12 protein-coding genes are annotated in these 13,995 nt (G+C 48.2%); all 12 read right to left on the bottom strand.

Features of this window, described 5'->3' with window-relative positions; translation table 11 throughout:
* Positions 1–5 precede the first annotated feature (5 nt).
* Positions 6–416 carry a DUF350 domain-containing protein gene (locus HLM86_RS03010; RefSeq protein ID WP_170881997.1) on the bottom strand — a complete coding sequence of 137 codons (411 nt, stop codon included), beginning with the start codon at positions 414–416 and terminating at the stop codon, positions 6–8.
* Between the two features lie 729 nt (positions 417–1,145).
* Positions 1,146–1,616 carry a hypothetical protein gene (locus HLM86_RS03005; protein ID WP_170881998.1) on the bottom strand — a complete coding sequence of 157 codons (471 nt, stop codon included), beginning with the start codon at positions 1,614–1,616 and terminating at the stop codon, positions 1,146–1,148.
* Entirely contained in the window at positions 1,617–1,913 is a 297-nt protein-coding gene (locus HLM86_RS03000; protein ID WP_170881999.1) for a hypothetical protein, read from the bottom strand.
* 131 nt (positions 1,914–2,044) lie between these two features.
* Positions 2,045–2,323 carry a hypothetical protein gene (locus HLM86_RS02995; protein ID WP_170882000.1) on the bottom strand — a complete coding sequence of 93 codons (279 nt, stop codon included), beginning with the start codon at positions 2,321–2,323 and terminating at the stop codon, positions 2,045–2,047.
* A gap of 2 nt (positions 2,324–2,325) precedes the next feature.
* Positions 2,326–2,466, bottom strand: coding sequence for a hypothetical protein (locus HLM86_RS02990; protein ID WP_170882001.1), 141 nt, complete (start codon positions 2,464–2,466; stop codon positions 2,326–2,328).
* Positions 2,467–2,585: 119 nt separating this feature from the next.
* Positions 2,586–7,322 carry an OmpA family protein gene (locus tag HLM86_RS02985; RefSeq protein WP_170882002.1) on the bottom strand — a complete coding sequence of 1,579 codons (4,737 nt, stop codon included), beginning with the start codon at positions 7,320–7,322 and terminating at the stop codon, positions 2,586–2,588.
* A complete protein-coding gene (locus HLM86_RS02980) occupies positions 7,315–8,592 on the bottom strand; it encodes a hypothetical protein (protein WP_170882003.1) in 1,278 nt (425 codons plus the stop codon). Before HLM86_RS02980 ends, HLM86_RS02985 begins: the two co-directional genes overlap by 8 nt.
* A 17-nt stretch (positions 8,593–8,609) precedes the next feature.
* A complete protein-coding gene (locus tag HLM86_RS02975; RefSeq protein ID WP_170882004.1) occupies positions 8,610–8,750 on the bottom strand; it encodes a hypothetical protein in 141 nt (46 codons plus the stop codon).
* Positions 8,743–10,020, bottom strand: a complete 1,278-nt coding sequence (locus HLM86_RS02970; RefSeq protein WP_170882005.1) for a hypothetical protein — start codon at positions 10,018–10,020, stop codon at positions 8,743–8,745. The genes HLM86_RS02975 and HLM86_RS02970 overlap by 8 nt, the downstream gene beginning before the upstream one ends.
* 29 nt (positions 10,021–10,049) lie before the next feature.
* Positions 10,050–11,699: a hypothetical protein gene (locus HLM86_RS02965; protein ID WP_076584807.1), complete on the bottom strand. Its 1,650-nt coding sequence runs from the start codon at positions 11,697–11,699 to the stop codon at positions 10,050–10,052.
* 557 nt (positions 11,700–12,256) lie between these two features.
* Entirely contained in the window at positions 12,257–12,478 is a 222-nt protein-coding gene (locus tag HLM86_RS02960; protein ID WP_076584809.1) for a hypothetical protein, read from the bottom strand.
* Between the two features lie 96 nt (positions 12,479–12,574).
* Positions 12,575–13,966: an aminotransferase-like domain-containing protein gene (locus HLM86_RS02955; RefSeq protein WP_076585944.1), complete on the bottom strand. Its 1,392-nt coding sequence runs from the start codon at positions 13,964–13,966 to the stop codon at positions 12,575–12,577.
* Positions 13,967–13,995 lie beyond the last annotated feature (29 nt).

The raw sequence follows: 13,995 nt of genomic DNA, 5'->3' as shown, positions 1-13,995 counted from the left end.
ACCTCTTAGTAAGACATACAGCCAGCATTAAGCAAGCCAATCGCGATATAAAGAGAAGCGGCGATAATCGCTGCACTGACTTCGTTATTTTCAATCCGCTCGACAAACCTTGGCATGAATACAAAACGTACAAGCTTAATTGAAATAATTTGGGTCATCAAAGCAACCACAGACCAAATAGCAAAATCATAATAGTTAACCGCATTTTGCAGTACCCCATGAATCGCGATACAAAATCCAAGCAGTGAGCCAGCCAGCGCGATGGCTGCAGCAACATTCTTGTCTTCTTTAATCAAAGCCCACTCGTTATAAGGGGTAATAAAAATGATGATATACTTAAACGCAACCAACACCACTAACGCCGTAGCGAAATACGCAGCAAAGTTACCCAGCGCGAACAAATCAATATATTCCATTCAATAATCCTCTTTACTTACTGATACCGCTTTAATTGGAATCTTTTAAAATCATCTGGTTTAGCGTGAATCACTATCCGCATCAAGCCAGAGTATGCCGAAAGCTATACATACTCACGTCAATCTAGAGTCTTGACTCTCACGTTACTAAACCCAAAAAGTGAAAAATCGATTCTCAAAAACCGGCTGGAATTATACACAAATAAAATCACTAGGCACCAATTAATATATATTTTTAAACTAATGCATACTTTCTAACCAAATGGAATTGACTAGACCATCTGACGGTAAGATTAATCAGAATAAAACGCTCAATCTGATTAAACTGGCAGGATCCACATTACGCAGGAGTTATAAATTCTCACACTTAATGATAGGTTAATTAATAAAGTACAGACAATTTTAAGGGCAGCAGCGCCCCAACAATTAAGCGGTCAAATCGGATATTCATAGGGCCTAACTTTCAAATACAAGTGTTGGAATGCGATAACTGGAGTGATCCCACATATTGCGAGCATTATGGTGTGTCCTCATAATTTCACACCACCCAGCGCAGCATCTGTGGCGTTAAGGTGTGTGTCCTTGTTATTTGAAAGATCAACAGCCCCTAGTGTGTGTCCTTGCAAATAACTGTCAATGTAAAAAGACCTCGCATGTTGCGAGGCCTAGGGTTTTAGTTCAGCACACTATGTAGATTTAGTGTGTGTCCTTGTAAATATTTTTGTAACATTAGTCTACTAGTATTCTTTGCCATTTCTCTTCTTCAAGTATGTTTTTGGGAAGCTCGTCGTAGACATAAAGTTCATCACCTAGGTTGATAATTGTAATGGAGCGGGCTCCCTCGAAAGTCATTAATAAGCCGAATATTATTTTATCACTAACAATTAGCTCGATTTGATCAACTGTTCTTCCAATACCATATTCAAAATTATTATCATTCGAACAATCACACAGAATATCTTGTCCGTATTCGGCCATATTTGCTTCAACGGGAGTTTGATTATCAAAGTGGATTGACTCACCATCCTGATCACACTTGATTCTAACCTGAGAGCCGCCTTCAAAAGTAAAAAGCAGCTCTTGAGGAGAGGATAAATCTCTCTCTCCATCAAATGTATGTATAAGAGCAAAAACAGATAAAAGCCTAAAACCTAGAATTTCTATTAAAAGGCAACTAACTTCACGAATTAATTTGTCCATTTAATAATTTCCCTTAAGAGCATTTTTAACTGATGTGTTATTAATTCCATCTTTTAAGACAGTTACAAAAGAGCCATCGGCTTTAGTCACCACAACATCACTACCTTTTATCCTGAAATTAACAAAGCCACGAGTGTTTTTATACCCTTGTCCCTTAAAGGTACCCATAACAGTTTTGTCATAATTGTTAGCTGTGTCATTTATTTTATTAATAACCATAGTTCGGTCAGCAGTATTACTTGCTGCCTTTGTAACACCACCCAGCACTGCATCTGTCGCTTTAGTCGCATCATGCACCTTTGAGCTTGCCGTAAGCAGATCAACCGCGTCATCGGAGTGTTTCGCTACCGTATAAGCGACTTTACCCGTTTTAACAGCCGCTTTACCGACTGGACCTAGCAGTATCGTTGCACCTGCAAGGTTACGATCTAGGTCACTGAGTTTACTCCCCTCGCCAAAGATCCTCTCTCGGCATTGGCTTCTTTGAGCAGGTTAAGCTCGCCATGTTTATTACTGATGGCGATGGGCTCTTTATTGGTGGTACGCACCTGAGTGGTGCCATTGTCGGCCACGTACTCTTGCTCTGATTTCAGCGCTGGGATCACCAGAGTCTCATGGGGCAGAGGGAAAAACTTACTGCTGGCGCCGCTTTTGCCATAGAAGCGCGCCATCAAGTACAGGTTGGGAATATCGTATTTATCTGGCATGGTTAGCGCCTATCCGCGGCTTGCTGGCGCTCGCGTAACTGACGCTGGTAAGATTGGTCGTACTCCGCTTGCGTGGGGACCGGTGGGGAAAATGGCCTTAAGTCATACTGGATTGCAGCGGGGATACTGTTGATGGGCTGCATTCCACAATTCGTCACGGCCTCATTTAATAACAGAATACGCAAACGCTTTTCGCCCCTGCTAATGTAAGAAAGCGAACCAGTGTGCACCTCAGAACAAAAACCGCCCGTAGGCGGTTTAGTTACTCAACATCATATAGCCAATCCTTGACAATGGCCCCCCGTTCACCCGAAAGGTCGACTTCGTTGGCGGGGGTATACTTCGTCATTTTAGGCTTTGCCTCCATCCAGACACTCAGAACAGATGGTCTGTGCTTAAATTTTTTCTCTGAAAACTGGTCAAGTGACATATCAAAGTTGTCACCCGTTTCAGCGGTGTATTCATTGATCTTTTCAAATTCGACCTTATCGACCTCATACCAACGAGTATCATAATCGACCTTAACGCCCTCATACCAATGAGTATCCTTATATACTTCTGAAACCTCAACCCAGTTAGAAGACACCGCCAGCCCCAGACCACTCTTACCCAAAATATTCACAGTTATCCTTGCCTTTTGACGTTGATTTTTAATGAACGGACGCAAACCCGGCATTTTTTTGCCCGCTGCGTTGAGGTAATCGAGTGAGACTTCCACAGCGTAGAGGTCGGTATCAACCAAATCTAGATCCATTAGATTTCTTTCCTTAACGGCTAGGTTGCCAACCAAAACGTGCATATGTTGGGTCAGGTGGTTAGCCAATCCCGACAGTTTTTCAGGGACCGCTTTTGCTTCAAATCCAACCTGATTTTTATCATAATCAATACTAATTTTGCCGAGCGGATGTAAGTATTTCTCACTGATATTTATATTATATTTGCCCCTGATATCATTGCCTTTCAAGACCATGTCAACGGGTATGACCTGAGTATCAAAGCCCGCATTTTCAAGAAGCGCATCAGCATCAACAGCTTTAGTGCTGACCAATATAAGTAACTTAGTGGCTTTCGACCAAGTCTTAAACGCAGGTTGGCGCTGAATCCAGCCTAACGCCTCCATCTGATTATCGTGGGTATCGCCTGGAACAAGAACCTGAGCATTTGTATCATGAATAAAGAGCTGTGCCTTACTGTCACTAAACAATTTAGGGTACTCTACTTCCTTTTTATTGGTGCGAGTCAGGAAGGTTTCTTCATACATAAATGCATGATCTTTATTGTTCATAGTGAGGTCAAATATCGAAGAATTGTGCATTTTCTTCACAACTTGTTGACCGGTGGTGCTATCGCGATAAACCAAATCCCGAGTATAAGTCAGATTCTTCTCTGTTGATCCAACACTAGGAACCCCAACCTCTAGGCTATACCTCAGACTCAATTCAACGTCTTGCTGCTCTTTTGCTGTACCAAAAACAGATGTCCATTCATGGTTATCAAAATCTAGAGCCATGGGTTTTATACCGCTAATGATATTTCTGCCCATGTAATACGTTGGGACAATCACTGCTCCCAATAACGCGTCACCCTCGTTAAGCAAACCTTGGCTCTGCAAATGTTCTTTTTCAAGCTCAGTCAGTGACGATGGAAATATTTCCTTTACGTACTCCTTCGTATACGAACCCGTATCATCAAAAAATATATTTTGCCTGACAGGTCGGACGCCCAGCGGCACAAAACGCAGTTGGTTCTCTGCCTGTAATGCCAACAGATTTTGATCCGTCATATCGAGGATCACCATAACGCGAACTTGATCCTGAGGGGTAATTCGCTTGCCCTTGTTAACGAGTTCAGAAAGGGTATACCACTGATTTCCTTGATACACAGAGACTAAATACGTGGCATAAATATTGTCATCCAAAGATGCAAGATCTGGTTTTTTCACAAACGACCGTATTTGATCCAATGTCGGGTCCGATAAGGTGTGTATCGGGCAATATTTCTGGTAACGCTGGGCCTGCTCAAGAGCAGCTTCTCCCTTGTCAGACTGGCTGACACTATAGGTAATGTAACTGGACATCGCCAAAAAGCTTTTACCACTCTCGATACCGCTCCGAGTAATTTTATTTGTTTCAAGCCACACTTCATCGAGGTGAAAAGAAGGGATCCAACTACCGCCAATCTCCCAATCATCGCTTAATATAAAGGTACGAATATACTCCTCGATCTGTAAATCCTGCTTCACTGGGCTGGCTCTATAAGTGGAGCGGTACGACAGTGGTTGCCTTTCTGGCACCTCACCCATACGACTTTCCTCCAACAACAGGCGTATTAGACCATTTAAGGCCAAGGCTCGTTTAATGTAAGCCTTGCCTAATACACTCAGTTCATTAAACGACACACCGTCTTTTAACAGCAAGGACTGGCCAACCACATCCAATTCGGAGAACTTACTTTGCTGATCTTTGTAATGATGCAGTTGAGGTTGGATGATCTGTTCAGCTGCATCATAGGTTGAAACCAGCAGGTCTCCTGCCCAGTAGACGGCATAAGCAACCGCTGTTGCCGGTCCGAGAAAAGAAGCCCCTACCAAAATAGCAAAGTCAAAAGATTGGCCTGATAATTTCCAAACGGACTCGTGAACCTTCAATTCCGCTGAAACCATTTGTTGGCGGCTTTTTTCTAGCCCTAAAGCCCAGCTTCGACATACGGGATACTCCAATGCCGAATGAAGGAAGAACTTTAATTCAGCACGACGGCTGACGGCTCGATTTTGGGGGCGGTTGGCAGGCAGTTCCCCCATCCCGAGAGCAATGATACGCTCTTGCCAAATGTCTCGCTTATCGTCGAGTTGGTTCAGGATTGCCGTCTTCAACGCCAAAGCTCGGTGTTGCGAGAGTTGTAAATTATACTCTAACGTGCCGATATCGCAGGTGAAAGCTTCTATTGTGAGCACCATTTCCAGACTGGTGCCATTCAAATAAGTCGCCACCTTACCGACGAGCGCTAAATCATCGTCAGACAACTGGAAGCTCGCACTGTCAAACTCAAAAAATAACGTCAGGTAACTTGGCTCCCCCGCTTTAGCGACTTTCTTTGCCTCAAGTGGGTGCCCATTAAGCAAGACTTTTTGCTGCGCCTTTTTGCTCAAAAAGGCTTCTTGCAACGCTTTTTTATGTTCGGCTTCCGCTTCAAGGAGGCTCTGACGGTCGGCGTCAGGCTGATTTGCCAATGACGAGACCACCGATTTGGTCTTGACTGCGTAGTCGATCGACTTATCGATATACCACTCAAATACCTTGCGCGAACTCTGCACCCCTTGGTAGGTGCCTAACCCCGTCGACACGATCTCGGCAAAACTGAATGGGTGGCCAAACAACTTATCAACCATAGGCGCAAAAGGCTTAAGCGGCGTAATCAATTTGCTGTCGATTGTTGTCCAAAACTGGCGCAGACCAGAGGGGACTTTAAAGGCATCGGGGAGCCGTTTGCCGATTTGCCTACTCCAGCTGAGCTTCTCAGCCAGATTGCTGAGCGGCTTCAATGTCTCGGCGACGGGGGGCGGCAAATCCTTAACCACATCAAAGAAAAACTTGGCTTTATAATCAATACCACAGGCCAGTAATAAGGCTTGGTAACTTTCACCCGCTTGGCCTGCATTAAGCCCGGCACTGAATGCCTGATGGACCGTAATGGTGCTTAAAGGGTCAACTTGGCCCGTCGCTGTAGCGCGGATCATCCCGCGGTAGAGGCTCAATGTTTTGATCACATCAACCGGTGCTTTGGTGCTTTCGGAAGCGGCATTATGCTCACTGGTATGGGGCTGATTCTCACTCCAATCGACCCAATGCTGAAAGGTAGCTGGAGCATGTTGGAACAAAGCTTCTTCCACCGAAACCGGATCGCCAGAGATCAAAATACTCCGCCCAGCGATTGACTGAATCGGCAGGTGCAAGACCTGCTCGGAAAGCGCATAACGATTGTCTGGTATTTTCAGCGCTGCAATGGCCTTGCTTGCCTCTACTACCGCCCCCTTAGAGCGGCCAATATCTTTTAGGTAGTCGTTTATGCTGTTGAGATCGATATCAAAACGAATCAGTTGCTCAAGCTGTTGCTTGTCGCTAACCTCACCACCAGTGATCCAAAAGGTCGCCACATATTGGACAATCTCTTCAGCGGTGTCGGCATCGTCTGCTTGGTTGGCAATATCATAATAAGTCACAGAGCGGACGGTACTGGTGACCGTCGGGCAATTTTCGATGTCCCCTTCAATCAGCAGAGTCTCAGGCTGGCCGGAAAGGGTGACTTCAGCCCCTTCAAAACAGTCAGCAGAAAACACCAGAGTGATGGCCCAGACCTGCGGCACCCTCAGGAAATAAAAGTCGTGGTCGTAGTCCCCACTGTAGAGGTTGCGATAAAGGCGCTGATAGGCGCCCGGTGTTTTGCCCAGCGCTTGTTCTGCATCCTCTGCTTGCTGGATAAAAAACTGCGCTTGCTCTGGGGGCATAAAGCTTCTTTTGCCTTTAGGCAGCTCTAACTCTTTGTGAAGAGTCGCTACGGGCAAAAACGTCGGGTTTATTTTCTGACTGGTGGTGGCGATCTGTTCCGCCGCTTGATAAAACTGCTCGGTCCACTCCTCACTGGCCGACATCACCGCCGCCGCTAAAAGGTGAGGCGGAATAAACACCGCCTTGATTTCTTTATCACCGCTGGTGTGCATATAGGGTGAAGAGGCAAGCCCCGCGGGGTTTGCTGTCATGTCCTTGACTGAGGTGATCTGGTTATTCCACCCCTGTATCTGCCCAGAAGAATCACTGAAATACAGCGGCGCACTGTTTTTGCTTGGGCTGTCATCAGCGCGCGTCTCTGCTCGCTGATCCGGCAAGGCAAGCGGGTAACCGGCAAGGGGAAACAGGCCATTGCCTTCTATGGCTTCTCCGTTAGGGCCAACCAGTTGGCCCATAAGATACAATCCGGTTTGTTGAAGGGGGGTTTTAGACACGGTTGGGCTCCTTTCTAAGTAGGGCTAGGGCTTTTTTCAGGTCGGCGTAACTGGGTAAGGGCGCGAGGTAATCACTCCATTTTTCACTGTCACTGTGCTCAAGCACATAACGGCTAAAACCAAAACCAAAGCTCGACAGCTCGACGCTTTGGCCGTCTTTCATTGCGCCAAAGGTGTAGTACATTCGGGTGGTCGGGCTGTCGGGGGATTTCTCGGCCAGCAACCGAATCACGTTTCGATGTGACCATCTCGTAAACCAAGTCTCGCCGCCGCTTAACCCAACCAAATACCCATTAATGCCATAGGTCCCGACCGACTGAGAGGGCTTACCAATACGATACACCTGATTGTTTATCGTACAGTAAAAGCCATCTGCAAACTTGCTGCCCCAAAATGAACAATCGTACGCATCGGGGGTAAAATCTCCTCGGTCAGTGACTTTGAGTGTCTCGGCATCAATAACAATGGTGTTACCACAGGTGGTTAATTGCCCTTCAAAGATAAACTGATCGCGCTCGGGATCATAACAAGTGAACCAACCTCCGCCGGTGTTGTTCTGGAGGTGGAGGTAGATACGGTTGTCCGCGCGGCTCATCGCCGCCCGGCTAAAATAGAGCAACGTACTGGCGCTGCTTCCATATACATCCGTCAACTGAAGCACCTCCTTGCTGGGCAAGGTCACCCGTGTCAGCTCATTGTGTTTTTTAATCACCACCTGGCTGGAATCCACTGCCCACATAATATCGTGGTAGGTGCCGAATTCTTCCCCCAACGGGGTGATCTCCCCATTGTCGAGATCATACAACACGGTGCCCCCCGTTTGCGGGATCACCAAATAACGGCCATTGGGCGAGCGCGACATAAACTGGCCATAATACACCTTAGTCCCCGCGCCACTTTGCGGCGGGACGGGCAAGCGCCCTTCGGGGATCAATAAACTTGGATCGCTACCATCAATATTGAGCGACCAATAACTGACCCGAGTTGGGTCCTCGGGGTTCGCGATGGTAAACAACACCTGCGGGACTTTGACCTGTTCAATGTTCCAGTCCCCCACCTGAGGATTATCGGGCATCTCAAATTGCGTTTCATGGAGCCACTTAGTGGCATTGCCTTTGCGCCATTTTAACTGTTCTGCGATCTTTTCAATGCGTGCCTCTTCGGCGGCCATTTGCGCCCGCTCGGCAAGATAAGGCTGGGCCAAATAATAGCCGACCCCAAGACTCAGCGTGAACATCACACTCACGCCGAGCAGTAATTTGGTTTTCATGGTTGTCTTCTCTAACATTAACGTTGCTCTCTGAGTGGCGGGTTAGTGACCGTCATGAGTCCTGTTGAGCCGCCAATAACACCAATGGCTTCTCCGTTAGGGCCAACCCGTTGGCCCATAAGATACAATCCGGTTTGTTGAAGGGGGGTTTTAGACACGGTTGGGCTCCTTTCTAAGTAGGGCTAGGGCTTTTTTCAGGTCGGCGTAACTGGGTAAGGGCGCGAGGTAATCACTCCATTTTTCACTGTCACTGTGCTCAAGCACATAACGGCTAAAACCAAAACCAAAGCTCGACAGCTCAACGCGTTGGCCGTCTTTCATTGCACCAAAGGTGTAGTACATTCGGGTGGTCGGGCTGTCGGGGGATTTCTCGGCCAGCAACCGAATCACGTTTCGATGTGACCATCTCGTAAACCAAGTCTCGCCGCCGCTTACCCCAACCAAATACCCATTAATGCCATAGCTCCCGACCGGCTGAGACGGCTTACCAATACGATATACCTGGTTGTTTCTTGTACAATAAAAGCCATCTGCAAACTTGCTGCCCCATAATGTGCAATCGTACGCACTGGGGGTAAAATCTCCTCGGTCAGTGACTTTGAGTGTCTCGGCATCAATAACAATGGTGTTACCACAGGTGGTTAATTGCCCTTCAAAGATAAACTGATCGCGCTCGGGATCATGACAAGATAACCAGCCACCGCCGGTGTTGTTCTGGAGGTGGAGGTAGATACGGTTGTCCGCGCGGCTCATCGCCGCCCGGCTAAAATAGAGCAACGTACTGGCGCCGCTTCCATATACATCCGTCAACTGAAGCACCTCCTTGCTGGGCAAGGTCACCCGTGTCAGCTCATCGTGTTTTTTAATCACCACCTGGCTGGAATCCACTGCCCACATAATATCGTGGTAGGTGCCGAATTCTTCCCCCAACGGGGTGATCTCCCCATTGTCAAGATCATACAACACGGTGCCCCCCGTTTGCGGGATCACCAAATAACGGCCATTGGGCGAGCGCGACATAAACTTGCCATAATACACCTTAGTCCCCGCGCCACTTTGCGGCGGGACGGGCAAGCGCCCTTCAGGGATCAATAAACTTGGATCGCTACCATCAATATTGAGCGACCAATAACTGACCCGAGTTGGGTCCTCGGGGTTCGCGATGGTAAACAACACCTGCGGGACTTTGACCTGTTCAATGTTCCAGTCCCCCACCTGAGGATTATCGGGCATCTCAAAATCTGTGGTGTGGATCCATAGAGAAGGGTCGCCTCTGCGCCGTATTAACTGTTCTGCGATCTTTTCAATGCGTGCCTCTTCGGCGGCCATTTGCGCCCGCTCGGCAAGATAAGGCTGGGCCAAATAATAGCCGACCCCAAGACTCAGCGTGAGCATCACACTCACGCCGAGCCGTAATTTGGTTTTCATGGTTTTTGTGCCTGATATTGAAATAACGGTCACCAGTCCATCACCAGAGATTCAAATCTCGCTTGCTCTTCCGAGGTAAAGCCTGCGTCTCTCGTTACCCTCGGCTGCGCTTTCTCTAACGCTTGCGCTGACTCTGGGGGAATAAAAAGATCTTGATAGGGGACTTGATCAAATAAAACATGACGGCTGTCTGGGTCATCATCACACACTAGCGAAAAGGTAAACACACCCTGTGGCGACAGATCGGTAAGGAGTACCTGCTGCCAATCATGCTGCTTGCCTTGAAAATGTTCCAACTCATACACTTCGTTAGCGTTTTTATTGTGATCAATAACATACAGTGTATTGGTTGCTGTCATCCCAGAGGTACCGACGTCTACGCGAAACAAGAACCCATTATTTTTGCCATCAACATAAGCAATGGCGGTGTTGCTTTGGTCATAGCTGCGCACCAGCAGTGTTTTGTCCGTCAGCCAAGGCATATCGTCTTCCGTGATGCTGTGCACCGTTGCACTGTCGACATCGGAGGTGGATTCCTTGGCAGAAAACGCCTGAGCATCGCTGTAGCTGCTCAGTTCATCAAGACTGGTGCTGTTTTGCGCCAGCTTGGCGCTGTCTGATTCTAAGGCTTCTATTTGGCTAAAACGCTGTTGCTTGGGTGAGAACATCACCTTAAGGCCGCTTTCTCCCTGCTGCACCTCACCAAGAATTTTGTACGGTAGCCACAAATGGGGCAAGGGGTAGCCATCCGGTTCCCTTTTTAGGTGCTTAGGCTGCTCGTTTTGTTGCTCTTGCTGGTGCAAGGCGCGATGGTATTCCACGTCAATGTCTTGATAGTAGGCGCTGTCGGTGATCGCCAGCTCTCGCCAAAGCTTGCCTTTCCAGAACAGGTATAAAAACCCCCCTTTTAGTTCTGAGGCTTTGGCTTTGTCTTTGCTGCCGTCAAGATAAGCCAGCGGCCTGACTGGCACCAAGACGTTCTCCCACTCGCCCATTTCGTGCTTTTCTTCGACGGGCACCACTTGCTCAGCCAGCTTGAGTTTCAAGGGCTGGGTAAAGCCAACCATAGGGATCGCCAAATACAGGTCTCTTGGTCCATCCTCTAGGTTTTTAAAGGTCACTAAGCTGCGATGATCGTTGTTGCCATCTTGGCGCGGTTTGGCGGTGGCAGACTTTTGCTCTTCCCCTTTGCCAAGCATCAGATACGCCGCGTTGTCCGGCCATTGGCCAGCAAACTCAACCACAATTTTTTTGTCCGGCGAAGGCTCCACCGGCGTAAAGGTGAGGTTACGCGCTAACGGAACATCATCGAGTACCGCCTTGTAGTTGGCCTTGATGAATTTTTTCGGCTGTTGGCTTTCACACTGTTCGACGCGTTTTCTGAGCGCCGGATACGCCTGAAGCTGAGCTTCAGATAACGCCAGCCGACGCGGCAACATTGACAGTGCGACCCACTCAGCGCGGACGAGACGCGGTTTGATTTCTGCGACTAAGCGCTGGCTGTCCTTTTGCGCCATGGTGGATAAGCTAGAGAGCAGTGCTTGCGGCAGTTGTCTGATGATGTCTTTTGGATCGCTCAAACGCGAAAGCTGCCCGACACATTCATCCGGCAGCATTAATCTATTGATGTCTTCCCGTGAAAGCTTGTTTCCCGGAGTAAATTGGCAAACAATTTGCATTTCAATTCTCCACGGCTAGCCTTGATGCTGCGTGTGACCTTCCCTCTAAGGAGCGTATTTCAAGGACGCCGATAGCCTACCGACGGTTATTGCTTGATCGCACGGACAACAAAAATCTAGCTATTTACTTTTTTATCACTAAAATCTAAAAATAAATCGTGGCTGTTTCATTCAATACGCGTCGCGCGCGTATTATCCCCACCCGTTTTATTTCCAGGCCTTTTTTTCTCGCTTCAACAAGGGGTTAACCCTTGAGAAATTGACACCATGTACTATACGGGCTCTGGATAACAATGCAACGTGTCACTATTTTAGCGATAGCGTTCATTTTAACTGAAATATTGGCCTTTTTGGGTAGCAAAATAACGGTCACCTCGTGCAAAATGCCTATTTTAATATTCGTTTCGTTGGTTTCGTCAGAAATAAAATGTAAAAAACACCCAATTTTTTGGGTGTTTTGCTGATAAATTTGGAAGCAAGATCGACCAATTTATCGTGAGCTACCAAACAAGCATTGCCGCGTGAACCACGTCAATTTGACGTGGTGTTGCGCTTGTTTACTCGTCCTCGGCCTTTTCTGCGTGTTTGAACCCGAAATAAGCCAAGGCACACAGCACAAAAGGAATCGCGGCAGCGGTGTATTCCGTCCACGCCATGTCGGCAAAAGATTTGGCCAAAATCAGATGGCCGAAAACCAATAAAAGGATCGCCACAAGCGCCATCGCCAGTAAGCGATACTGAAGCCTGTGGTTTTGGGTTGTCTTACTCTGGTGTTGCATACTCACCTCTTTGACCATTAATCACTGGCAAGTATTTCATCACAAAGCCGAATCCGCGACGCAGTACAGTTGAGGCGAAAAATCGCCAAACAGCATTTACTCAGTGATCGCGTTAGCAATTTCCGCCACGCCTTGCGCGAGGGTATCCGTCATGGGATAGGAAGCGTTGAGGCGCAAGCAATGCTGAAATTGTTCTGTTGAGCTAAACAGGTTTCCGTACGCGAGGGTGAGACCACGTTGCTGAATACGTTGATAAATCAAATAGGTATTGACGCCTTGTTCAAGCTCCAGCCAAATAAAATAGCCCCCTTGTGGCTGGTAAATACGCGTGCTCGCAGGGAAACAAGCTGTGATCACCTCAACAAGGGCTTGCTGACGGCCAGCAAGCACTTTGCGCAGCTTTCTGAGGTGGTTATCCAAACTTTCGTACTGCAAGTAGTGGTTGATGCCCTCTTGGACTGGCACGCTGCCTGATAAGGTCGAGACCAATTGGAGCTTTTGCAAACGTTCGTGATAGGGGCCGTTGACCACCCAACCGACTCGATACCCCGGGCATAACGATTTGGAGAGCGAGCCGCATAGCATCACCCGATCTTGTTCATCCCAATATTTGAGGGGGCGCGGTTTGTTGTCACCAAAATAAAGCTCTGAGTAGACGTCGTCCTCGACAATCGTGATGTCATGCTTATTCGCCAATGCTACGACCTGCGCCATCCCCTGCGGGGTTAGGCTGGCGCCCGTCGGGTTTTGAAAATTAGGCATCAGCCAGCAGGCGCTGATGTTATGCTGGTTGAGCGCTTGTTCAAAGCGAGTCAAACACAGGCCGTGTTCCGGGTCGACGGGCACTTCCACTGCGGTGAGGTTAAGCCGTTCAATTGCCTGAATGGCCCCATAAAATGCAGGCGCCTCAATGATCACAGCATCGCCGGGTTGGGTCGCGACCTGAAGGGCAAGGTTGAGGGCTTCCATCGCCCCAGAGGTGATCACTATGTCGTTGTGAGAGACCCGCAGCCCTTGCTTTAGGTAGCGCTGGGCTATCTGACGCCGTAAGGCAGAATTGCCCGGTGGCATATTATCGGACACGCTGTTGAAGGGCAATTTTCTCCCCGCACTGGCGAGATGGCGGTTTAACGCTTGTAAGGGAAATAACTGCGGATCGGGAAAGGCCGAACCCAGTGCCAACGTGGCTTTGCTGTTACTTTGCAAAAACTCGTAAAGTTTGTCATTGAACGCTGGGCCGGTCACCACCGCTGGCGCCATTGGTTCAGGTTCGCGTTCCATGATCGCGGTAACAAAATAGCCCGACTGCGGTTTGGCTTGCAGCCAGCCCTGTGATTCCAGCAACTGGTAGGCCTGCAAAACGGTTGAAGCGCTGACCGAACTGTTTCGGCTGGTCATCCTGACCGACGGCACCTTTTCCCCCGCCCGCCAGATCCCATTTTCGATCTGTCGTTTGAGTTGCTGTGCCAATTGTTGATAGCGATTCATACGTCCCTCACCATTAAATGTTGCGTTGT

Source organism: Vibrio ostreicida (assembly GCF_013074385.2).
Taxonomy (GTDB): domain Bacteria; phylum Pseudomonadota; class Gammaproteobacteria; order Enterobacterales; family Vibrionaceae; genus Vibrio; species Vibrio ostreicida.
Note: the sequence above shows the minus strand (reverse complement) of the source record. Positions and strands in the feature narration are given on the sequence as shown.